This is a genomic window from Staphylococcus borealis (genome assembly GCF_001224225.1).
Lineage (GTDB): Bacteria > Bacillota > Bacilli > Staphylococcales > Staphylococcaceae > Staphylococcus > Staphylococcus borealis.
Window position 1 is genome coordinate 369,931 of the sequence record NZ_CUEE01000001.1, and the last position, 24,340, is coordinate 394,270.

Sequence of the window (24,340 nt, forward strand, 5' to 3'; positions counted from 1 at the left end):
TCTTATCGTTCTATTAACCCCATGAAATTATTACTTACTTTATCCCAATCATGATTGTTACACATTCAAATGCTTTTAGGATTAGGAATTTTTAAGTTCAATAGATATTGTATTTACTGATTATTTTAGAAGGTTATAGAACTCTTCTATCGCTAATTGATTGTATTCTTGAGCGTTAAACGTCTCATAATTGGGTGTTTGATGTTTGATAAAACGCTCTAAGCCGTGCTTAATATCATTGACATCATGACTCACTAACATCCCATACTTACCATTGTTTAATACATAACGATTCGCAATGATATCCGATGCCAATACATTCATACCAAGTGATAGTGCTTCAAGTAGAACCATTGATTGGCCTTCATAATAAGACGTTAACGATAAAACATCTGCTTGTTTCATAATATAGAATGGATTTTTTCGTTGTCCTAATAAAAAGACATGTTGTTCTAACTTCAACTTACGAATTTGTTGTTCTAATTTATGTCTTAATGGACCTTCTCCCATAATATATAATTTCGTATTAGGATAATGCACGATAACCTTGCCAACCGCTTCAATTAATAAATCAAACCCTTTTTCAGGTGATAAACGGCCAACCGACACAATTTTAAAATCATCCTCTTTAAAAGGTACCGACGTCACTTTCCCTTTATTCACACCGACGAGCACCGGTACATTATTTTTCTCAAATTGGTCAGCATTATCTAACATGGATTGCGATATTTTACTTAAATTAATCGTGTTTCTTGACGCTACAAATTTCTTATTTAATGCTTTTTTAGCAATATTGTGCATATTTTGTTCTTTTGATGCATCAGAAACACATACCAGTTTATCAAATTGATCATACAATGTGATCAAACCTTTTAAATTTTGATAATGCGGTTTCACACCGTTGACGATTTTCTCCATGTCCGCTTTGATATCACTATGAAGGTAGACCAATTTACGTTTAGCAGTCGTAGCTAAAATAAGATTCGCCCAAAACATAGAATACCCACTGAAATCTATCGCATAATCAAATTGACTTTCACCTAATATTTTACGCATCTCACGTTCATATACATGTTTTGGATATAAGAAACGTTCTAATGCACTTATTAGCCCTCGTTGTCTGACGAAGTCTACTTTATACGTCTCTTTTAACGACGCTGCTAATGGGCCAACTCTTAAAATAATTCTTACATTTTGGTTAACATTATTCAGGTTATTCAAGATTTCTTCATTATTACTTCGATTCGTAAATAGCGTAACGTCATATTGATTGTAATCAATATTCTCTAATAAATTGATAACAGAAGAGGTAATACCATTATTTTTCATCCCACCAGGATAAATTAATAGTCGTTTTTTAGCACATTTCTTTTTCTTTTTACGCTTATGTTTTGAGGTGAATACGCGCTCAATCACCTTGTCAGTAACATTTCCATCATCTAGATACGCATACGTGTTTTTAAACGTTTGATAGTTATGTTGCACCTTACTTAATTGATATGTTTTTTGTTGTATCGCTTGCACAACATCATCAATGGTATGCACAACCGGTCCCGGTAAATCCTGAGCATTGATATACATTCCTCTTTCAAATTGATATGCTTCGTAGTCAGGTGTATAAAAGACAATGGGTTTATTTGTGACTAAATAATCAAAGAAGATACTTGAATAATCCGTTATCATTAAATCAACAAATGTTAATATTTCATTTGTATCAAAATAATCTGGAATAAGATAAGGTTTTAGTGCTTCATTTTTAATTGCTTTTTTATAAATAAATGGATGTACCTTTACTAATACTTGATAATCGAGATGATGTTTTAATTTTTCAACTTCTTCGACAATATGATTTAAACTTTCCTCAGGCGTGTTGACATCATCCCCTCTCCAAGTAGGACAATATAACAATACTTTCTCATCAGTAATATCAATGTATGATCTTAATTCATTAATAAGCATTTTTGAATCACTATTCAATGTGAGATCGATTCTTGGATACCCAATTTCTAAAATTTGCCCACCATAAATATTGTCCAATCTAAATGCCCTTTCAAAAATGTCTGACGTATGGCGATTAGGACTTATGATATAATCACTCGATAAAAAGTTTTTAATAATATTTTGCGAACCACGTAAGCCATTTTCAAGGTCTAGACCCATATATTTGAGTGGCGTACCGTGCCATGTGTTCACATAAATTTGATCAGGCTTTTTAATGAAATAGGCTGGAAACGTTGAGTTGTTAATTAGATACTTACATTCGGTTAGTGCCCTTATATACTCTGGAGATTCTTTAATCACGAATTCAATATTTTTATATTTCTCAAATTTCTTTTTATAAAATTCTAACGTTTCGGTAGTGTCGACGACCCATTTATGCGTATATTTACGGTATTTGGGATGATGAATCAAACGTTTAAAGATAGCATATGGACTATCTGTAATACTCTTCCCATCTCTTACTTGATATAGAATATCGTGTTGTTTAACTTTATTCGCTTCATAATTGTGCGCATAACGCATTATTTTACGTGTATAAGCTGAGTTATTTCTTCTTTGTAAAGGCGTCGTTATAAATTTAAATTTACGACGACTTTGATTTTGTAAAAATGTCTTCAGTGCCATATTCATTTTCCTTTCTAAGTTGTATTTCATTCTCTTAAGTTGATGTCATAAAATGAATGTGTTGAATTACATTTTGATTCTTAAGTATGTATGGAGATGGACTCCAATATACAGTCTAAACATATTATATCATTTATTTATATTATATATTATTAAAATAATGCGTTTTGTATATTAAATTTTTAGATAGAAAAACCTTTGAGCCACTGGACGACTCAAAGGTTATCTATACCTGATTGATGCCATGACTATTTAGGGGCATCTCTTTCATCAATTTCTCTTATTACTTTAGCAGGCACGCCCGCAACTAGGCTATTCGGTGGTACATCTTTAGTCACTACACTTCCAGCTGCAATAACTGAGCCATCACCAATCGTTACACCAGGTGTAACTACAACATTGCCTCCAAACCAAATGTCATTCCCAATTGTGATAGGCTGGGCCAACTCTAAACCTGCATTACGTTCTTTAGGCGTTAATGGATGATGGGCAGTATAGAAGCCACAAGATGGACCTATAAATACATCATTACCAATCGTGATGCCACCTCCATCCATGAAGTAACAATTACTATTAACAAAGATGTTCTTACCTAATTTAACATTCCACCCATAATCTGTATCGAAGGGACTATTAATTGTAATATGCTCTAATTGGGCGCCAAATAATTCAGTTAAGATTGCTTGTCGTTTGCTATCATCACTTGGGCGTGTGTGATTAAAGTCATAACATAAATCTTTAGCTCGTATACGTTCTGCTTCTAAATCATTATCAAAATTCGCATCATACCATTGATGTGCTAACATTTTATCTTTCTCTGTCATCGTACTCACTCACCTTCTTTCAATTATTATCATAAAGTTTAAACGAATCAAGACGCTTTTGCACTGAAATTCCCTTTCCATTAAAGAAATGCAGACTTTATGTCTAACAACCAAAAAGCCGGGAGTGAGACAACATTCTTTTTAAAAACGTCTCCAACCCCAGCTTGCTTTGCTTGTAGAATTTCTTAATGAAATTCTCTTTGCTGGGGCCCCAACCCCAGCTTGCTTTGCTTGTAGTATTTCTTAATGACACACTCTCTTTGCTTGGGGCCCCACTCCCAGCTTGCTTTGCTTGTAGAATTTCTTGATGAAATGCTCTTTGCTTGGGGCCCAGCTAGAACTGTGAAATGCATGGCTTAAGTGTCTTTTCAGTTCAGTCAGCCATGGCGAATTTCCAAAATAGCATTATTAGATTATATATGTCCCAGACCATAACCAGTGCTATAACCATGACATCCTAGACATTAAATATGATAAAACTTCCATTTACGTTGTAATATAGTCGCCACCATTAACATGAATAATTTGACCTGTGATATATGAGCTATCTGCATTTGTTGCAAGGAACACATAGGCTGGCGCAAGTTCTGCAGGTTGTCCACGTCTACCCATTGGTGTATTGCCACCTTGATTTTCCACTTTGTCTTCATCAAAGGTAGCTGGAATTAAAGGCGTATAAATCGGTCCTGGCGCTACACCATTGACGCGTATATTTTTCTCCATTAGTGTTGTAGCTAATGATCGTGTAAATGAAACAATCGCGCCTTTAGTTGAAGCGTAATCAATCAAATGACCTGAACCACGATATGCTGTTACACTTGTTGTGTTAATAATCGTATCGTTATCACTTAAATATGGAACGGCCGCTTGTGATAAGAAGAACATACCAAATATATTAGTTTCGAATGTCTCTTTAAATTGTTCCGGCGTTATGTCCATAAAATGGTCTTGTGGATATTGAACAGCACCGTTATTTACTAGAATATTTAATCCGCCAAAGTCTTGAACCACTTGTTGCACTAAATCTTTAGATTGCTGTGCATCTTTTAAATCATGTGCATACGCTTTAGCTTTAACACCGATGTCTTTCAAACGTTGAACGGTTTCCTCAGCATCTTCATGCTCATCGTAATAACCAATTGCTACATCCGCGCCTTCTTTAGCAAATAATATCGCAACAGAACGACCAATACCTGAGTCACCACCAGTAATTAATGCAACTTTACCTTGCAGTTTACCTGCTGCTTTATAGTCATCTAGCTCTGAAATTGGTCTAGGATTCATATCTTTCTCAGTACCTGGTTGATGACCTTGAGTATAGCCTTTAATTTGCTTATGAAATTCTAATAAATTCATTCGTTACCACTCCTTATCCATTTACTTAACCGTTCCCACTAATGTCGCATTTGAAACAAAGTGGTTATCTGTTTATCAACGTCCCAATTCATTACAACTTTAGAATGATGAGAAGTCAGTTCCTTGGTCTCATGCATTTTAGTACGAAACCTTATATAATTAAATTAAACTTCTATTAAAGATATAACTTAAGCCACTAACGAGAACATACAGATAAAGGAGTGCGACGATATGCGAGGTTTATTTAAAGGTATTATTGCATTACTAATCATACTTGGTATTGTAAAGACCTTCCAAGATCATGATGTAATGAATGAAGCGAACTATTATTACAATCAAGCTAAAAATGGCGAATTAGTTCAAAATATATCCAATTTTGATTTTAATAACTATAAAGATTTAAATTTAGACCATTTTAAACCATCCGATTTTTTCTAAAATACGATATCAACCACACAATAAAATGATATTTTGGCAATAAGAAGACATTCAAGTGCATGTTGAATTCAGTCCACGACTGCTCATATACACTTGTAGTCTAAGATATAGACTTGATATGTGCCCTTCAAAGTAGACATTGAAAAATGAACACTTTGGAGGGCACTTTTTTATTCAAAAGCAGAACAGAAGCATTGACTTGAATACCCTAAGGGGGTATATTATGTATGAATTGTAATGGAGGTGTCCTAATGAGCAATAAACAACATACTACATTGAATATTACCGGTATGACTTGTGCCGCCTGTTCTAACCGTATCGAAAAGCGATTAAACAAAATGGATAATGTTAACGCACAGGTTAATTTAACGACTGAAAAGGCAACAATCGAATATGATTCAAATGACTATGAAATCAATGACTTCGTTTCGACCGTTCAAAAGCTTGGCTATGATGTAGTCATAGATAAAGCTGAATTAGATATAAGTGGTATGACTTGTGCTGCTTGTTCAAATCGTATTGAAAAAGTATTAAATAAAACTACAGGTGTCAAACAAGCATCTGTCAATTTAACGACTGAGCAAGCCACGGTAGCTTACTATCCCGGTCAAACCGATTTAGATACTTTAATAGAACGTATTAGAAAGCTAGGTTATGATGCACAACCTAAACAAACTGAAGAAGATCAAACTACACGCAAACAACGCGCTTTGAAACATAAGCGAAACAAATTAATCATCTCAGCGATTCTGGCATTACCGTTACTCATGACAATGTTCGTTCATCTCTTTAATATGCATTTACCAGATATCTTAATGAATCCTTGGTTCCAATTTATACTTGCGACACCTATCCAATTCATCATTGGTTGGCAATTCTATGTTGGCGCTTATAAGAACTTGCGCAACGGTGGCGCTAATATGGATGTGCTTGTCGCATTAGGCACTAGCGCTGCTTACTTTTACAGTATTTATGAAATGATCAAATGGTTAGCCGGTTCGACACATATGCCTCACCTATATTTTGAGACAAGTGCTGTGCTGATCACGTTAATTCTTTTCGGAAAATACTTAGAGGCACGCGCTAAATCGCAAACAACACATGCATTAAGTGAATTACTGAATTTACAAGCAAAAGAGGCACGCCTCATTGATGACAATGGCATCGAACAAATGGTACCTCTGAATCAAGTTAGTGTGAATGATCTCTTGTTAATTAAGCCAGGTGAAAAGATACCGGTTGATGGTCAAATCATCAAAGGTGAAACTGCTATAGATGAGTCAATGTTGACTGGTGAATCCATGCCCGTTGATAAGCAGGTTGATGATGCAGTAATCGGTTCAACGATAAATACAAATGGTGTAATTACAATTAAAGCCACTAAAGTTGGAAAGGATACTGCCCTTTCTAACATTATTAAAGTCGTTGAAGAAGCTCAAAGTTCTAAAGCACCTATTCAACGTTTAGCTGATATCATATCTGGCTATTTCGTACCAATTGTAATTGCTATCGCATTATTAACTTTCCTCATTTGGATTACCATCGTTCATCCTGGTCAATTTGAGGATGCACTCGTTGCTGCGATATCCGTTTTAGTTATTGCTTGTCCATGCGCGCTTGGATTGGCGACACCAACGTCTATCATGGTTGGTACAGGTCGCGCTGCTGAAAATGGTATTTTATTCAAAGGTGGCGAGTATGTCGAACGCACACATCAAGTTGATACGGTTGTGTTCGATAAAACAGGCACATTGACTCATGGTAAACCAGAAGTTACTTATTTAGATGGGGATGAAGATACACTAGCTTTAGTGGCCTCCGCTGAAAAGAACTCTGAACACCCTTTAGCTACCGCAATTGTTAACTATGCTGAACAACAACGTGTGCAATTGGTAGACGTCACTGACTATCAAACATTACCAGGCCACGGTATACAAGCGATGATCGATGGGACTCAGTTACTTGTCGGCAACAAAAAATTGATGCTAGCACATCACATCAACATAGATACGATGAAACAGAAGATGACATATATGGAAGCTGATGGTCAAACCGTAATGTTAATTGCATATGGTGGTAAACTTAAGGGCATGATTGCTGTTGCAGATACAGTTAAACCTTCCGCCAAAAACGCCATCCAACAACTATCAGCTATGCATATTAAAACGGTTATGCTAACTGGTGATAATGAACGAACTGCACGTGCAATTGCCAATGAAGTTGGTATTGACCAAGTCATTGCCGAAGTTCTACCACAAGATAAGGCACAACATATCACGCAGTTACAAGAGCAGCAGCATAACGTTGCTATGGTAGGTGACGGTATCAATGATGCCCCTGCACTGGTTAAAGCAGATATTGGTATTGCAATGGGAACGGGCACTGAAGTAGCGATAGAAGCTGCAGATATCACCATTCTAGGAGGCGATATTCAGTTAGTACCTAAAGCCATCCACGCGAGTCATAAGACCATTCGCAACATTAAACAAAATTTATTCTGGGCATTTGGATATAACATTGCAGGCATCCCTATTGCAGCAATGGGATTACTCGCACCATGGATAGCTGGCGCTGCAATGGCCTTAAGTTCAGTTAGTGTTGTAAGTAACGCTTTACGACTAAGACGAATGAAACTATAATTTTGAAGCATTTCTATTTTATTTCTTTGTTTATTAAAAAGGAGTAAAATATGGGTATATACTATTAAGAACGTCGGAGGTGATCATTATGATTAATAAAGTAATGAATGTTGAAGGTATGAGTTGCGACCACTGCAGAAACGCAGTGGAATCAGCACTAGCTAAATTAAATGGTGTTACTTCAGCTGAAGTAGACTTAGACAAACATCAAGTTCGCGTCGATTATGACGAAGACAGAGTATCAGTTGAACAAATGAAAGAAGCCATTGAAGATCAAGGCTACGATGTAAAATAAGGTCCGAACAAAAGCGCTTAGGATTTAGGCGAATTCGAAAAGTGAAATAGAAGAAGTTAGGCGTGGCAAACCCCTGCAAAACGTATTTCTGAATGAAATGCTACAAGCTAATCAAGCTGGGGTTACAAAACATTCAGTGTGCCACGCCTAACTTCTTTTTTAATTTACTCTTAATTGCGTCGTCCCTGTATTCAACACGTCAAGGACTGCATCAAGTGCATCCACAATCAAATTCTTAACTGCCGCATCAGTATAAAACGCGATATGCGGTGTTAACCAGATATCTTCTCTAGCAATTAATTCATCTAATAAATCGTCATTAATTGCTTTATCACGATAATCTCCAGGGAATAATCCACGTTCATGCTCATATGTATCTAACGCAGCACCTTTAATGTGTCCGCAATCAATGGCATCTAGCAATGCTCGTGTATCTACAATTGATCCCCTAGCCGCGTTGACAAATACAGCGCCTTTTTTAAATTTAGAAAATAATGCTTCATTAAAAAGATGCGGATTATATTTTGTTGCTGGAATATGAACTGTGACAATATCAGCATCCTGCAATGCGTCTTCTAATGTTTCTTTATACGTAACATACTGTGCAACTTGCTCATTTGGAAATGGATCATAGGCAACAACATGACTACCATACCCTTTGGCAAAGATTCTTGCTGCAATGGAACCAATACGTCCAGTTCCGATAACCGCAACCGTTAAATCACTGATTGAACGTGACAAGATTGAAGGTTCCCATCTAAAATCATATGCTTGAAGTTTACGTTGAATGTCATTTTGATTTCTAACAATATTAATTGCTTGTGTCACGGCAAACTCTGCAATGGAACTTGGTGAATAAGATGGAACATTAGATATAATGATGCCGTATTGTGTAGCTAAATTTAAATCATACGTATCAAACCCAGCACTACGTTGCGCAATATGTTTAATCCCGAAACGTTGAAGTTTCGCAAATACGTCTTCAGATATTGGATGTTGTTGAGATAAAGATAACCCATCAAATCCTTGAACACTATCCACATTATCTTCCGTCAATATCTCTTTGTTTAATTCTATTTCAACCTTATGCTGTTCTGCCCATTCTTCAATATAAGGAATATCTTCATCACGTACACTCATCATTTTTATTCTAGTCATTATCTATCATCCTTTCTCATGTTCGTCTTAGTGCTATACGTTATACAAATTAGATAACGATACGAGTCGATTCGCCGCTTCAGTCAATACATCATCCTCCAGTGCCAAAGAAATGCGCACATAATGACGCCCATTTTCTCCAAATGGAATACCTGGTGCTACTAGGATGGACTGCTCTTTTAATAAATATTGTTCGAACGATTCACTATCATAACCCGGTGGCGTTTGAAGCCATGAATAGATACCACCTTTAGAATGCACAAATGGTAAATTTGCTTCCTTTAATCGCTTCTCAAAAGCATCACGACGTCGTTTAAATGTGTCATTTTGTTGATCCAAAAAGGCATCATAATGATTCAACGCATACGTTGCTGCATCTTGAAGGGCACCAAACATACCCGCATTCGTATGTGTCTGATATTTCTTTAGTGCTTGTATCATGTCTTTATTCCCTACCGCAAAGCCTACTCTGAAACCTGACATGTTATACCCTTTTGACAATGAAAAAATTTCAATGGCTACTTCCTTTGCATCTTTAGAAGCGAGTATACTCGGGTTCTTAGCATCGAAACCAAAAGCACTATATGCAAAGTCATGAACAATCTTTGTGCGTGTACCTTTAAATCTTTGAATAGCTTCATCAAATACCGCTTTAGTGGCTGTTGAACCTGTAGGATTATTTGGGTAAGTTAAATAAATTAATGACGTATCCGCTAATGTTTGTGCATCTACTTTACGCCAATCTGGCAAGTAATCTGGTGGATCCAAATTAAGTGGTACTGGATTGGCATCAGCAAGCAAGACACCAGCAAGATAATCTGTATAACCAGGATCTGGCAATAACACATTCTCTCCAGGATTAACAATACATGTCGGTAATGCCACTAAACCGTTCTTTGTACCATAAAGTATGCACACCTCGTCTTCTTTATCTAACGTGACACCGTATTGGCGTTGATAAAAATTAACAATCGCTTCTTTAAATGATGCTTTACCATGAAAGGCGCCATACTTTTGATTCTCTGGAATTCGAACTGCTTCTGCAAAATGATCAACAATACCTTTAGGCGTTTCACCATCCGGTATGCCCACTGCCATATTGATTAACGGCAATGGACCATGTTCAACTTTACGTCCCATTGTCTTACCAAAGTAACTATCTGGAATATGCGCTAGCTTATTTGAAATTGTCATGATTTACCCCCTTACAAAATTAAAAAGCTATATATCACGCTCAAAAGAGAGTGACATATAGCTTAGTTATAACTATGACACTTATCTTTGAGGTATACCTCTTTGGAATTAGCACAGTACTTTTATCTTTTAAGTCTGTTGCTGAAGTTTCATCGGGCCAAATCCCTTCACTTCTCTGGATAAGTCTATTGAATTAATATTCATTGTATCAGTTCAATAATGATTGTCAATATTTATAATTTTCTGATTCATTTACTTTATGGAGATTATACACCATGATTAATATCTTCAAGCATTGCTTCTGCCGTAATTTTAGCACTCGTTAGAACGATTGGTACACCTGCACCCGGATGTGTACTTGCACCTGCAAAGTATAAGTCTTTGTAGTCTCTTGAAACATTGGCTGGTCTGTAGTAATTACTTTGTGTCAGCGTTGGCATGAGTCCAAATGCTGAACCGAACTTAGCATTGTAGCGTTGCTCAAAATCAAGCGGTGTAAAAACCGTTTCAGATACGATATCTTGACGGACATCTTTAAGTGCTTCAATCGTTTCAAGTTTGTTATAGATGACGTCTTTCGCCTTCTCTACTATTGTAGGGTCATGCCAGTCAATTTTGCCTGTTTTTAATTCTGGGACTGGCATCAATACGTACATGCCTGTCTGACCCTCAGGTGCTAATGCTTCATCTTCTACAGATGGGAAGTAAAGGTATAATGATGGATCATCTGGCATCTTTCCACTGAAGATATCATCAATATTACCTCTAAAATCTTTAGCGAATACCACGTTATGGACATGCAATTTATCACGTAATTGACGATTAATACCTGCATAAATTAAAAATGCTGAACATGAATAATCCATGTTCTCCACCTTTTCAGGAGAATAGCGCTTTAATGGCGCGTGCTGAGGCATGAGATGTTGTGCCACATATGGGAAGTCAGCTGTACATAGTACTTTATCGAAACGTCGAATATCACCATTAACGCGTAAGCCATCTGCACGCTTAAATTTAGGATCAATGATAATCTCTTGCACGTCTGCATTGAGTTCAACATTGACACCATAGTCATGACCAAGCTGTAATAAGCCTTGGGCTAAGCCATACATGCCACCTTTGATATAATGGACGCCATGAACCATCTCAATCATCGGAATAATAGAGTAAATTGATGGACCTTGTTTCGGATCAATACCGATATATAATGTCTGAAATGCAAGTAGCTTGCGTATTTTTTCATTAGATACATAATTATCTATTAATTGATTCGCATTGTTAAACGTCTTCAGTTTAAGTCCACGATATAACGTTAACGGATTATAAAATTCGCTTGGCTTACGGAACGTGCGCTCAAGGAAATATTTACGCGCTACCTCATAACGTTTATGTATATCCGTTAAAAACTGCATAAATCCTTGCGTTGAGCCTGGCTCTATCTCTTCTAGCGTCTGGCTTAGTTGTGCCAAATCCGTCGATACACTTACTTTATCTTTATCTGAGAAATAGATATCAAAAATATGTGTGAGTGGTTTCATATCGACATAATCTTCGAAACGTTTGCCACATTCTTCAAATACTGCTTTATAAACATCTGGAACCATCACTATGGTCGGTCCCATATCGAAGGTAAAACCATCCTTCTTAAATTGACTCATACGGCCACCGACTTGTTCATTCTTTTCAAAAATGGTTACTTGATGACCTTGCGCGGCCAATCGTGCGGCAGCTGCTAAGCCGGTAACACCAGCACCTACTACTGCTATGTTCATACATCTCACCTAATCTTTATATTTTTTCTTTAAGTTACGGTAGATTTTATGTTTTTTCCATTTAGAAACATATGCGCGTTCTTTCAATGAATATGATGATTTACGTACCTCAGTTAGTATACCGCGATAGACTTGAGCTGCTAACTCAATAATCATACGAGATTCTTCATTATAAACATCGAGATGATTCAATACCATATCGTAGTTATTATCCGCTAGTGTCGCATAGAATTCCCAAATTTTGATGTAATTGTCAGAGGGTTGATCGCGTTCCATTTCATCTGCAATTGAAACATTAAACTCATTTAAGCGTGCTTTACTAAAGTAAATACGCCCGTTTCGATAATCTTCACCAACATCACGTAGTATATTCGTGAGTTGAAGCGCCTCACCTAATTGCTTACCATACGCATAAGCTTCGTCTGACGGTGGCGTTGCCAAAATAGGAATCAGTAATACCCCAACTGTTCCTGCTACCCCATAACAATAATCGAGTAGACCACGATCTGTTTCAAACATCTCGAAGTGTTGATCGGCTTCTACGGTATCAATTAAGTCATAGAGGGCTTGGTAATTCATTTGGAAATGTGTCGCTGCATCAGCAAAAGCCGTCATAATGCGTGCATCACTTTCAAATGTCGTTATTGTTTGATGTTCAATAGATTCAACATCACGATGAATCTTATGTAAATAATCCACGTCTTGATGTACATCGATACTATCATCAACGATTCTGCAAACAGCATAAATTGCCCATATTGCGCGTCGCTGTTGCTCAGGTAACATATCAAAAGCATATGAGAAACTCTTAGAGTAATCTTTCATAATTTGATGACAATATTGATAATTTTCTTCTAATGTGCTCATGGAGAACCCCCTGCTAAATATTATTTAATATTAAATCGTCGTCCTTTCCATTTTACCTGTTTTGTGTAATGGATGTGACGAAATGAATTGATAAAAATTAAAATAAACACTAAAAATAATATTGGATGACAAATCAAGACTAAAAGCGAAAAATTACCTACTCTACGATGTAAACGGCTGAATTGTAGTGTATACAAGCCATAAGATAGTAGCGCTCGTCTAAATGACAATCCTTGTTTAAATAAACTGAGTATGAATGCACTGAATGAAGTGATACTACCTATCATCCATAACATGATTAACATCATAATATGCGGTTGTGTTGACGATGCACCTACCGCTAAGTGCTTCGTCCATCCTTCTACGAGCGTTTGAACGCCTGATTCGTACATTCTAAAATTAACGTAGCCCTGACCTTCAAATTGAGTCACTGGCAACTGGCAACGTTGAAACGCTTTGCCTAAAGCAAATCCTTCAATGATTTGTGACGCAGCATTTTTATGGCCTTGTGTCTTAATATAATCCGCTTTGTTCATGACGGTTACCGGGCCAAATGCTAATGCATCACCCTTTGCTTTAGCTAAAGTTGAAAATGTATTTGTACCTACAATTGTCATTAGATTAAACACTGCCGATAAATGTTCATAAGGTTTCCGCACACTGTGATACGGTTGAATACTTAGTAAACCACGATAATGTTGCTGTGCATAGGTCTGAATCATTGCTTCTAATGCATCATCATTTTGTAATGTTACATCTGCATCCATAAATACAATGATGTCTGATGTTGTGTGGTCAACACCTTGATAACATGCATATGACTTACCAACCCATGTAGGCTCATGGCTATCATATGTCACATTATACACGTTTGCGCCCATTTTTCGCGCAATTTCAGCAGTGCTATCATTTGAATCATCATCCATGACGATACATTCAACTTGTAGTGACTGTTGTGACAAACTATGTAATAACTTTGGCAATCTTTTTGCTTCATTACGCGCTGGAATGACCACACTTATGCTTTGTCTAAAGTCTCCTATATGTGTTTTATCAAATGACAATAGATGCCGGCGATTATACATTAAATAACCACTGACTAACGATAAACCTATACTTCCATGAAGCAGTGCCGCTAATTTTGTCATACTTGTATTACCTCTAATCCTCTGAATCATTCGTAAGCGCACGTTCAAGTGCATTAATTTTATCCGCGACTTGTTGACCACTTAACGTCACCATTGGCATTCCACCACCAGGATTAACGGATCCTCCGACAAAGAATAAATTATCAAAGTATTGACTTTGTTTAGGAAACTTAAATCCTTTATTTTTCTTCTTATCTGCCACTACCCCATAAATGGCACCTTTATTCGAGTGATAGGTTTGTTCAATATCATGCGGTGTCCAAATATCTTCATATACAATATGCTGACGTAAATCTGTAAGCCCCATACGCTCTAATTTATCCAAGACACGTGCTCGAAAATCATTATATTGTTCTTCAGTGAATGGTTGCTCTTGAATGTACGGAATATGTGGTAACACTTTTAAATTTTCATACCCTTTTGGCGCTTGCGCCGGATCGGATTTATTCGAGTTTACTAAATAAATGGTTGGGTCTTGTGGTAAGACTTTGTCATGGAACACTTCTCGATAATTACGCTTTGAATCATTAGAGAAAAGGAAATTATGATGGACCAATTGAGGATAGGTTTTGTCTACACCTAAATGCATAACATATCCGGACGCTGCGGGCTCATAAACCTTCTCTAATTGCGCTAATTGCTTATTTGAAAAGTGTAGTAAGTCACGATAAGTTGGTATGACTTCTCTATTAGAAACGATGTAATCAGCACTTACATGTGAACCATCATCTAATCTAACGCCTGTGACATGATTAAAATACGTATCAATACTACGTACATCTTTGCCAGTATGAATTGTCACACCTTCTTCAACAGCTAATCGCTCCAATGCACGTGCAAGGTGGTGAATGCCACCTTTGACATACCATAAACCTTGTTCATATTGCATATGGATTAACATTGTTAACACGGCTGGTGCGTCATAAGATGAAGAACCAACATACTTAATGAAATAACCTAGCATATCTCTTAACTCTGGCTTTTCGACGTAACGATTGATGGCTTGTTGCATTGTTGAGAAGTAATCTACACCTTTGACTGAACGCAATGGACCTTGATATTTGATAATTTCCGAAACCGTATCAAGCCCAAGTGCGAAATAACCTTCTTCAGTGAAACGATGAATATGCGTTGCATAATCCATAAATTGGTGCAATTGTTTGATATCCTCATTCGTGAGTTGACTGTTGTTAATGCCCATTTGTTCTAAATCTTCATATAAATCTATAACTTTGCCATTTGTAAAGAAACTACGCCATTGTAAAGGTAAACGTTCAATCGTAACGTAATCTTTCATTTGTTTTTTACTATAGCTGAATAATCTTTCAAATATCCATGGCATCGTTAAAATAGATGGACCCAAGTCAAAACCAAATCCGTCTGCTTCAAGTCGATTGACTTTACCACCGATGTGATCATTTTGCTCGTAAAGTGTGACATTAAAACCACTTTGTGCAAGACGAATCGCAGCTGATATACCGCCTAATCCACCGCCGATAACGATAATGTTTTTATGTGACAAGTCTATTCACTCCGTTTCACTCTGCGTTGATAGTACAATTCTAATCTTGGACGATTATAACGTTGCGTCAGTATAATCGGTAAATTAGCACAAATAACATAACTCATATTGATAAATTGTATATATTTAGGCGCTTTTACAAAAATAATTACTGGTATCATTGATAACCAATGCACAAGTTCTGCCCGACGCATTTCTACAATCATTATATGTATGTCTTCTAATTTAAAAGAAGCTAGTCTCTTTTTATTATAAATATGATGATTGAATCTAGCACCTTCTGGAATGAAGCGTTTCCACTTATTAATACGCAATAGTGTATTCCATAAAGCGCCATTCTTTTCCCACGACCATATTGTAAAAACCTTATCATATTTCACAAAGAAAGATGACGGGCATCGTAACATCAAATGAGATATTGATAATTGTGTAGTTGTCCAGAACACACTATGTATTAAGCCTAAATTCAATACTTTCCATAATGACATAACATTCAACACTTTCGACATAATAATTGTTCTAATATCTTCCCTATAAACCTCATCGGTAAACGTTATGCTACAGTGTCTATTAAAATACAAAAAAAGAGGCCGACCATCATGTCGACCTCTTTCCTCGATAACTCGATGTGCTATCCAGTTATCTGAGTAAATCCTACCACCAACCGTTGTTATTACGGAATGCAATTGCTGCATCTAATGAACCGTAACGGCTGTTAGCGTAGTTAATCATACCTTTAGTTTGTTGAGCTACTGAACCAGTACCCCATGATTCCATAGTTTGACCTAAACCTCTGTAACCAGCTGGGTTAACTGCGTTAGGGTTACCACCTGATTCTGGCATTACGATAGCGTTCCAAGCAGCTTCAGTACCACCGTTAGCTAAGAATTGAGCTTTAACTGATCCACCAGTTGAAGCTGATGAAGCTGAGTATGAAGTAGTTGTTGGTGCAGAAACTGTTCTAACACTAGTGTTGCTTGATTGTTGGTTTGAGCTTACTGATTGAGATGACGCTTCGTTGCTGTAAGAAGCTGAGTAATCAGTTGATTGAGCAGCTGGAGCAGCTTGTGTAGTTGCTACTGTGTCAGCACCACCAACGTAAGTGTAATTCCAAGACCAAGATTGACCATCAGAAGTGAAGTTATATTTGAAACCATCTTTAACGAATGAGATGTTGTATGCGCCAGCTTGTACTGGGTGCGCATTTAATTCAGATGGGTTGTTTTGAGCTAAGTTAGCTAATTGTGCATAATTAGTAGTTGATTCAGATGCATGTGCACTGTTATCTGTAGTTAATGCATAACCTGTTACTCCTAAAGCTACTGCTAATGACGACGCGATTACTGTTTTTTTCATAATAAAAAATTCCTCCAAAAAAATTAGTTTATATTTTCGTTATGTTATATTCTTTAGTTATTGTGTTTTGCTCTGTGTTTAACTTTTGACAATAAGTACTATATCATAAAAAAACGCCAGTAGTATTACGCTTTTCTTACAAAAAATTACAATAGACACCTTGTTTTGTAACATTGAAATATAAATAATTCGCTTTGTAACAATTATTTTTGAACAAATGGTTTAAAATTTCATCATGAAATAAGGATTTACAATACTTTTTTAAGAAATTTACAACTGTTTTACATTATCTGTAATATTACAAATTGCCATTTTGTTACAATCCCGTAATATTTCTAACAACTCAGAACTATTCAATTTATCTATATAACTTTAAAAAAACCAAGAAACGCTATGATTTTCTAACGTTTCTTGGTTCCTATTATTTAATCAAATTCATTCATAATCTTTAACGCCCCATAATACTTTTTCACATTTACGAATAATATATTTCATAATTTCTATTCTTGATGTTTTCTTATGGTCGGCGGGTACAACTAACCATGGTGCATAGGTTGTATGTGTTTTTTTAACCATGTCATGACTTGCTTCGACGTATAAATCCCATTTTTCACGATTACGCCAATCTTCATCCGTGATTTTCCATTGTTTATCGACGTTATTTTGACGATCTTTAAAACGCTTCAACTGTTCGTCTTTATCTAAAGTAAGGAAGAATTTTAAGATGATTGCACCTTCATCTGTCCACATCTTTTCAAATGCATTAATTTCCTCATAAGCACGTTGCCATTCATTCATTGTTGCAAATCCTTCAATACGCTCAACTAATACACGGCCATACCAACTTCTATCAAATAACTCGATGTGTCCGCTTCGTGGCATATCTTTTGCAAAGCGCCATAAATAATGATGTTTTAATTCAACGTCAGTAGGTGCGCTAATGCCATTGACTTCATAACCAGTTGGATCAAGCTTTTCTCTAATACGTTTGATATTACCACCTTTGCCGGCTGCATCCATGCCTTCAAACACAAGAATGAGTGGGATTTTTCGCTCATATAATGCGAATTGTATTTCTCGCATGCGTTTTTGTAATTCATTAATCAATGATTTGTATGCTTCTTTGGATACTTTATCTACTTCGATATCAAACATATTGGTACTAAAGTGCTCAGTAAAGTCACCATCACGTTCATTATCTTGCGCATGATATTTGGCAATGGCTTGTTCTAAACGTTGTATAATGTGTTCATACATTTTTTCGATTGCTGATTGTCGTTCTGTATAATCAATAATCTGCCATTGTTGATCTTGTTTAATAAATTGATGCATATCCTCTAAATATGTTTCTGTTGATAAGACACTGCCATATTCTTGAACTTTCCAACGCATTAATGGATTTTCTTTCGTTTGCTTAATATGTTCTTGTCTTTTATCTTCATTAATTTCAATAAAGAATTTAATGATTTCATAATTATCTTTGATTAACATATCTTCAAAAGACGCAATTTGTTCTTTTAAGACATCATAGTTTTTGTATCTATCATGCTTAATTTCATTCTCTCGATAATCTAAATAATGAGAATACCAGCTTCTAAAGTAAACATTGATATCACCCTTTTTAGGCAATGTATTCCAATATTTTTGTAAGAATTGATATCTTAAATCATCCTTTTGAGGTGACTGTGTTGCAATAAAATGTGTATATTTCGCATCAAAGTTAAGTAATAATTCATTTGATAAGCGTGTTTTTCCAGAGGCAGGGACCCCTTCAAATAAAATCATAATTGGAATACCCAAATCATGTGTTTGTCTTGTAAGTTCTGCTGTCTTTAGTGCTAGTTTTTCGATTTTATTAGCCATTAACCATTCACCCTTTTTATAACGTATCATTTCATTTTTATTGTAACACGATTTATTTCTATTTTTTCTCAATCTTTATAAATAAAAAGAATTGATAAAATGCGATATTCAACACTTTATCAATTCCTATTTAATAGGACGTTAACCCATAAATTTATATATGTCGTTGGTATATAGACGTAATACTTTTCGGAAAATAATATCTAAAACAAATGCAGTTACTAATGGCACAACAAAGAATCCTAAAATAATGAGTAAGACACTCACTAAGGCAGAATCAATATGTAAAAATTTAAAAGCACTAATTGGACCAATCATACCAATGAAACCAAACCCTGCCGATTCTTTCGTTCCTGCAATACCAATTAAACTTCCTGCAATTCCTTATATACCAGCAGTTATAAGGATTGGTAACATGATGATTGGATATTTAACCATATTAGGCATCATCATTTTCACACCACCAAAGAATATAGAAATCGGTACTGCAACTCGATTCACTTTGCTAGTACCAATAAGCAATACTGCTTCAGTAGCTGAAATACCAATAGATGCTGAACCTGCCGCAAGACCTGTAATCCCTATTGCAATAGCTATCGCAACTGTTGATAACGGTGAAATAATAATAAAACTGAAGACCATAGAAATAAGCATACACATTAATACAGGTTGTAATTCTGTGAAGCTATTAACCATATTACCAATGCCAGTTGTAATCATGTGTACATATGGCAAAATGAATACGCCAATTGTAGCTGACAATCCGCCTACAATCGTTGGATATACAATGAGCGCCATACTGCCGACACGTTTTTCTATTAATAAGATGAATAATACAGCAATCGTTGCTGTTATCATCGTATTAATCAAGTCTCCGATACCAGCAATCACCCATGCGCCATGTTTAAATTGTGCGGCTCCACTACCTACATAAGAGGCACAAGCAACTACTGCAATGGCTAATGGTGTCATGTCAAATTTCAACGCAATGAGTGCGCCGATTAAAGCTGGCACTGTAAATTGCATTGCTTGTACAACATGTAACAATGTCCCAAAAATTGGATGATGATGCATTAACGCTTTAAAGATTTCTCCCAAAATGGCATTTGGTACTAAGCCCACCACGATACCTATGGCTACGCCCGATAGCACTCTAAATGTAAAATCTTTAACGCCTATTTCTCTAAGTGTTGATGTCATGTAAAAAACCTCCTGTTGTCTGTTCTGCACACTTATTAAATTGATCAACCTACTTATGAGTTATTGCTATGATGTTTCAACATCTCCTCATGGCAATCACGTCTATAAGTAATGATAGATTTTACTATATCATAAATTCTAAATTTTCAGAATATTATTTTTGTTTTTTTCTCTAAAAAGTAACATTTAATGATAATCCTTATATCCAAACATTTACCCTTTGTGATATGACAGGCAATGTTGAAACTAAAAAAACCTGAAACACGACGTAGGCTTCAGATTTTTATACCATCAATTTCGTTTGACGTATTAAATATTAAATAAACTTTCTTCTTCTTCGGGCAGTTGCTCAATAAAAGGTTGTGGATCTTCAGCATAATCATTGCCTATACCACCTTTCATTCTTTGAAAGTGTAAATGTGACCCTGTTGTCTGTTCACCTGTATTCCCTGATAAAGCAATCACATCTCCGGCTTTAACTTGTTGACCTTGAGTTACTTTAAAATCATTTAAATGCATATACCACTGATGGTATTGCCCGTTTGATTCTGAGATTTGTAAGACCTTACCACCTAATTCATCTTCAAATAATTTGGTGACAACGCCATCTGTTGCTGCTAGCACTTCAGTATCTTCAGGTAAGTCATAATCATTACCATAATGTTTGTCATTGCCTTCAAACTCTAAACCATGATTATATGTGCCATAACCATGCGTCAAACGTCCATCACGCTTCCAATCACCAAATTGATTATCATCATTTAAAGACATTTGAGATGGTTGAATATCAATTTCACGAATTAAATAAGTTACGGATACACCGATACCTACACATATCAGTATAGTCATAACTACTTTGATAAATTGTTTCAAACATCGCGCTCCTTTTTAATTCATTATTATTCTGTATATTATCAAACATCACGACAAGAAAGTGTATACTTTGCTTATAATCAGACTAATTGACTAGATAATGAACAAAATTGACTATTATAATAGTAGAAACTCGTTTCTTATAGTCGCTTTTATCCATTATTTTCAATCTTAGAGACCTGTTAAAATGAAATCATTTATTGTTTTAATCGCTCAATATCCTCTTTCTTCAAATCTAACGCATTAAAAATACCACCTTTATATACTTCGACAATAAATTGCGCTATTTCATCAACATTGATTTCATTTTTATGTTTTGACCAATATTCAAAGGTATTTACAATGATCGTTATTAAATATTCTTTACCTAATTCTCTTTTAAGATTCGAGCCCTGTGAAATATGATTTATAAATTCGAAACGCTTAGACACTACATTTCTAATTTTCATTTTGAAACTTAGAATACCTTCATTCGTCAACAATACCTTTAATACTTCTGAATACGGATCAATCGCTTTGAATAAGTTTGCGATGCTACCCACATCTAAAATATCTTCATTTTCTACATTAAATTCTCTTTGTGTTTTAATAAAGTTTAAAACATCATCTTCAATTTCCGATAACAATTCATATTTATCATCATAATATCTATAAAATGTACTTCTTGTTACATACGCTTCTTGAGTAATTTCATTAATTGTAATTGCTTCAAAATGCTTGTGATTTAATAAATTGATTAGTGCTTCTCTAAGTAGACGTTGCGTCAATTGTGTTTTGTTACTATAAGCCATCTCATCACCCTTTCGCATCGTATTATAATACATTTTGATACATAGTGTATTATTTTAAACATTATATTTTATTTTGTTCTCCTTTTTCGCTTCGAAAGTTGTTACATTAAGTTCGTACTTTTAAAGGAGGCTTATTATGTCAGAGAATATAAATACTACATTTGACTTAGATGAACATGGCAAACCTTATAATAAATTGATGATTATGGTTGTCATTTTACTTGCAACATTTGCAGGCGCCTTAATGCAAACATCATTAGGCACAGCACTACCTACATTAATGAAAGATTTTAATATTGATTTTAGTACTGCACAACAAGCAACTACGTGGTTTCTATTAGCTAACGGCATAATGGTTCCATTATCTGCCTACTTAGCTACTCGTTTTTCAACCAAATGGTTACACGTTATTGCATATGCCATTTTATTAATTGGTTTAATACTAACTGCTATTGCACCGTCGAATAGTGATAGTTGGATTATTTTCTTAATTGGTCGAATTGTTACCGCAATCGCTGTTGGTTTAATGATGCCCTTGATGCAAATCATTATTATTAACATGTTTCCACCAAACAAACGTGGTACTGCGATGGGATTGAGTGGTTTAGCCGTTGGATTAGCGCCAGCACTTGGACCAACATTTGCTGGTTGGATATTAAATAAAGATCATATCATTCTTGGTCTAACAATCAGTGATTCTTGGCGCAATATTTTTGTGATTCCAATTATCATAGTTGTCATTGCTTTCTTATTAAGTTTTATTTTTATGAAAGATGTCATACCAAATAGAAAGATCAAACTAGATATGTGGTCACTTATTTTATCAAGTTTAGGATTTGGTTTATTTTTATGGAGCTTTTCAAATGTTTCTAGAGAGGGTTGGGGAAGTATTAGTTATGTCATACTACCGCTTATCATTAGCGTCCTTCTTATCGGATGGTTCTGTATGCGTCAGTTTAAATTAGATGACCCGTTCTTAGATTTACGTGTATTTAAATCCAAGGGCTTTGTCATTGCAACGATTGGCCTTATCGTTGTGACAATGGCTATGTATGGTGTGGAAATGATGCTACCTACTTATTTACAAAATATTCATGGTTTTTCACCATTTGAGTCTGGTTTAACCTTACTTGCAGGTGCTTTAATGTTAGGGTTTATTTCGCCTATTTCTGGTGCACTTTATAATAAAATTGGCATCAAACGACTCGCTTTTGTTGGATTCTTAATTTTATCATTAGCTTCATTACCGTTTGGCTTTTTAACGGATACGACATCACCGTCGCTTATCTTAGTTTTATATTCAATACGGATGTTTGGTGTGGCTTTAATTATGATGCCTTTAACAACAAATGCAATGGATGCCTTGCCAACGCGCATGGGTACACACGGTACGGCAGCGAACAATACTGCTAGACAAGTTGCATCTTCTATAGCAGTCGCATTGCTAACATCTATTACGCAAAATATGATTAACAACCATATGCCAGCTAAAAGTTTAAAAGATGCAAATCCATTACTTTATGCCGAACACGCCCAACACGCATCTATTGATGGTTTTAATACTGCGTTTTTAATTGGCGTAGCATTTGCAGTCATTGGATTAATCATCGTTCCTTTCTTGAAAATGAATCATTCAGAAAGCGAGGAGAATTAAATGATTATACTTATTATTCTAACTATTGCCGTATTTGCATCATGGACACTGATTCCACATCGCCTAACACGTTATATTATCGGTTCATTATTCACCGTTCTATTTACAGCATTAATCATTGGCATTGTTGCAAACATGACGCATCATTTTGGTATGGAGAAAGAAACAATCACTGAACCCGAAAAACAAATTTATTCTGCTGGCTCAACAAAATCTCCTACAAACATGTTAATTGCGAATGAAATAGGTAACAATTCTTATAATTATGTCATGGTTTATAAAGAAAATAAAAATGATGACAAACCATCAGCACATTTTAAACCTAGTACTAGTAAAGTAGATTTATCAGATTCAATAAAGAAACACGCTTTCTATAGAACAGCAGATGTAGACCAAGCGACAGTTAAAACAACTAAAACATATTGGACTTGGAAAAACGACTTCTACCGTTATTTGTTTGATTTTGGAAACAATAAAAAAGAACTTATCAAACAAACATCGATTGTTACAGTACCTAATGATACATGGGTCGTACTAGATGCAAAACAAGCAAAGCAACTTCAAAAAAATCAAATGGCATCATCAAAATCACAAAATAGAATTAAAAAAGAACTGCAAAATAAAATGATAGCGTATAAACAATCACATCCTAAAGCGTCTGAGAAACAACTTGAAAATTATATTAACGATCAAAAACAACGACTTGCTACAAAACAAATTAAAGAAATGCTTAAATAACCAACAAGCGTGAACTTTGACAACCCT

The 24,340-nt window shown here is 35.6% G+C and carries 19 protein-coding genes, 1 pseudogene and 1 riboswitch; of the genes and pseudogenes, 5 read left to right on the forward strand and 15 right to left on the reverse strand.

The genetic code is table 11. The annotated features are described in order from the left end of the window. Positions 1-120: 120 nt before the first annotated feature. The 3 genes from AK212_RS01845 to AK212_RS01855 form a co-directional block, all read right to left on the reverse strand. Positions 121-2,625 (reverse strand): glycosyltransferase, encoded by a 2,505-nt coding sequence (locus AK212_RS01845; protein WP_053028854.1) that lies wholly within the window; start codon positions 2,623-2,625, stop codon positions 121-123. A gap of 248 nt (positions 2,626-2,873) precedes the next feature. Next, positions 2,874-3,449, reverse strand: coding sequence for a sugar O-acetyltransferase (locus AK212_RS01850; RefSeq protein WP_053028855.1), 576 nt, complete (start codon positions 3,447-3,449; stop codon positions 2,874-2,876). 486 nt (positions 3,450-3,935) lie between these two features. Beyond that, on the reverse strand, positions 3,936-4,805 hold the full coding sequence (locus tag AK212_RS01855) for an SDR family oxidoreductase (RefSeq protein WP_053028856.1): 870 nt from the start codon (positions 4,803-4,805) through the stop codon (positions 3,936-3,938). Positions 4,806-5,036: 231 nt separating this feature from the next. Between AK212_RS01855 and AK212_RS01860 the strand changes: the two genes are divergently transcribed. The 3 genes from AK212_RS01860 (at position 5,037) to copZ (ending at position 8,177) form a co-directional block, all read left to right on the forward strand. Further along, positions 5,037-5,243: a hypothetical protein gene (locus AK212_RS01860; protein WP_053028857.1), complete on the forward strand. Its 207-nt coding sequence runs from the start codon at positions 5,037-5,039 to the stop codon at positions 5,241-5,243. A gap of 251 nt (positions 5,244-5,494) precedes the next feature. Further along, on the forward strand, positions 5,495-7,882 hold the full coding sequence (locus AK212_RS01865; RefSeq protein WP_053029055.1) for a heavy metal translocating P-type ATPase: 2,388 nt from the start codon (positions 5,495-5,497) through the stop codon (positions 7,880-7,882). Positions 7,883-7,970: 88 nt separating this feature from the next. Continuing rightward, positions 7,971-8,177, forward strand: a complete 207-nt coding sequence (copZ, locus tag AK212_RS01870) for a copper chaperone CopZ (protein WP_053028858.1) — start codon at positions 7,971-7,973, stop codon at positions 8,175-8,177. A gap of 159 nt (positions 8,178-8,336) precedes the next feature. Here the strand turns inward: copZ and AK212_RS01875 are convergent, their stop codons facing one another. The 12 genes and pseudogenes from AK212_RS01875 to AK212_RS01930 all read right to left on the reverse strand — a co-directional run bounded on the left by AK212_RS01875 (position 8,337) and on the right by AK212_RS01930 (position 21,921). Continuing rightward, entirely contained in the window at positions 8,337-9,335 is a 999-nt protein-coding gene (locus tag AK212_RS01875) for a D-lactate dehydrogenase (RefSeq protein WP_053028859.1), read from the reverse strand. Positions 9,336-9,368: 33 nt separating this feature from the next. Beyond that, a complete protein-coding gene (locus AK212_RS01880; RefSeq protein ID WP_053028860.1) occupies positions 9,369-10,529 on the reverse strand; it encodes an aminotransferase class I/II-fold pyridoxal phosphate-dependent enzyme in 1,161 nt (386 codons plus the stop codon). 78 nt (positions 10,530-10,607) lie between these two features. After that, positions 10,608-10,715, reverse strand: a riboswitch (SAM riboswitch). Positions 10,716-10,795: 80 nt separating this feature from the next. Beyond that, positions 10,796-12,301: a phytoene desaturase family protein gene (locus tag AK212_RS01885; RefSeq protein WP_053028861.1), complete on the reverse strand. Its 1,506-nt coding sequence runs from the start codon at positions 12,299-12,301 to the stop codon at positions 10,796-10,798. A 9-nt stretch (positions 12,302-12,310) separates the two neighbouring features. Continuing rightward, positions 12,311-13,168 carry a phytoene/squalene synthase family protein gene (locus AK212_RS01890; protein ID WP_053028862.1) on the reverse strand — a complete coding sequence of 286 codons (858 nt, stop codon included), beginning with the start codon at positions 13,166-13,168 and terminating at the stop codon, positions 12,311-12,313. A 20-nt stretch (positions 13,169-13,188) separates the two neighbouring features. Next, positions 13,189-14,316 carry a glycosyltransferase family 2 protein gene (locus AK212_RS01895; protein WP_053028863.1) on the reverse strand — a complete coding sequence of 376 codons (1,128 nt, stop codon included), beginning with the start codon at positions 14,314-14,316 and terminating at the stop codon, positions 13,189-13,191. A 13-nt stretch (positions 14,317-14,329) separates the two neighbouring features. After that, complete coding sequence (locus AK212_RS01900) at positions 14,330-15,838, reverse strand: phytoene desaturase family protein (protein ID WP_053028864.1); 1,509 nt, start codon at positions 15,836-15,838, stop codon at positions 14,330-14,332. Between the two features lie 2 nt (positions 15,839-15,840). Next, positions 15,841-16,326: a glycosyl-4,4'-diaponeurosporenoate acyltransferase CrtO family protein gene (locus AK212_RS01905; RefSeq protein WP_053028865.1), complete on the reverse strand. Its 486-nt coding sequence runs from the start codon at positions 16,324-16,326 to the stop codon at positions 15,841-15,843. A gap of 166 nt (positions 16,327-16,492) precedes the next feature. Continuing rightward, a complete protein-coding gene (locus tag AK212_RS01910; protein WP_053028866.1) occupies positions 16,493-17,194 on the reverse strand; it encodes an aggregation-promoting factor C-terminal-like domain-containing protein in 702 nt (233 codons plus the stop codon). A 435-nt stretch (positions 17,195-17,629) separates the two neighbouring features. Next, entirely contained in the window at positions 17,630-19,057 is a 1,428-nt protein-coding gene (locus tag AK212_RS01915; protein WP_053028867.1) for a phosphate--AMP phosphotransferase, read from the reverse strand. A 141-nt stretch (positions 19,058-19,198) separates the two neighbouring features. Next, a pseudogene (locus AK212_RS01920) lies at positions 19,199-20,257 on the reverse strand (PTS sugar transporter subunit IIC). A gap of 309 nt (positions 20,258-20,566) precedes the next feature. Further along, entirely contained in the window at positions 20,567-21,106 is a 540-nt protein-coding gene (locus tag AK212_RS01925; protein WP_174841357.1) for a M23 family metallopeptidase, read from the reverse strand. 221 nt (positions 21,107-21,327) lie between these two features. Further along, positions 21,328-21,921: a TetR/AcrR family transcriptional regulator gene (locus AK212_RS01930; RefSeq protein ID WP_053028869.1), complete on the reverse strand. Its 594-nt coding sequence runs from the start codon at positions 21,919-21,921 to the stop codon at positions 21,328-21,330. A gap of 136 nt (positions 21,922-22,057) precedes the next feature. Between AK212_RS01930 and AK212_RS01935 the strand changes: the two genes are divergently transcribed. Next, positions 22,058-23,575: an MDR family MFS transporter gene (locus tag AK212_RS01935; RefSeq protein ID WP_053028870.1), complete on the forward strand. Its 1,518-nt coding sequence runs from the start codon at positions 22,058-22,060 to the stop codon at positions 23,573-23,575. Beyond that, positions 23,576-24,313 carry a DUF4811 domain-containing protein gene (locus tag AK212_RS01940; RefSeq protein ID WP_053028871.1) on the forward strand — a complete coding sequence of 246 codons (738 nt, stop codon included), beginning with the start codon at positions 23,576-23,578 and terminating at the stop codon, positions 24,311-24,313. Positions 24,314-24,340 lie beyond the last annotated feature (27 nt).